Origin of the sequence: Kocuria sp. CPCC 205263 (assembly GCF_040981075.1) — a bacterium.
In the GTDB taxonomy this organism is placed as follows: Bacteria; Actinomycetota; Actinomycetes; order Actinomycetales; family Micrococcaceae; genus Kocuria; species Kocuria rosea.
The window spans coordinates 1-510 of sequence record NZ_JAVKPV010000091.1 but is presented as its reverse complement, the minus strand read 5'-3'; the positions used below and the strand labels follow the sequence as shown (position 1 = coordinate 510).

Genomic DNA, 510 nt, shown 5'->3' with positions numbered 1-510 from the left:
CTGGATCCGAACGTACACCAGGCGATCGCCATGGTGGAATCTGAAGAGATTGAAGCCGGTAAGGTGTTGGGTGTGATGCAGAAAGGTTATACCCTGAACGGCCGTACCATTCGCGCGGCAATGGTGACCGTGGCGAAAGCGAAAGCGTAACGTGCTGCCTGTAGTGCCGGGTGGCGGCGTTCGCCTTACCCGGCCTACATTTTATTCGGCAATACTTTCGCGTAGAGGCTTAACGGGCAGGACTTTCACCTGCTTAATCATATTGTCCTGCACGTCCAGGATATCAATATCATACTGTTCAATACGCACACGCGTTCCTGCTGCCGGGATCTCTTCCAGCGCTTCCAGAATCATTCCATTTACGGTGCGCGCTTCATCTTCCGGTAAATGCCAGTTGAACGCTTTATTCAGTTCACGGATGTTTGCACTGCCGTCGATCAGCACCGAGCCGTCATTTTGTGGGGTGACTTCTTCGGCAAGGGAAGGTGACATGGATGTGGTAAAGTCGCC

At 52.9% G+C, this 510-nt stretch carries 2 protein-coding genes; one reads left to right on the top strand and one right to left on the bottom strand.

The window, feature by feature from the left end:
- The gene (gene grpE, locus RF647_RS19300; protein WP_368813144.1) at positions 1-150 is read left to right on the top strand and encodes a nucleotide exchange factor GrpE; all 150 of its coding nucleotides are present in this window, start codon (positions 1-3) and stop codon (positions 148-150) included.
- 51 nt (positions 151-201) lie between these two features.
- Here the strand turns inward: grpE and RF647_RS19295 are convergent.
- Positions 202-510 (bottom strand): transporter associated domain-containing protein (locus RF647_RS19295; RefSeq protein WP_368813143.1); only part of this gene is annotated, 309 nt, incomplete at its 5' end.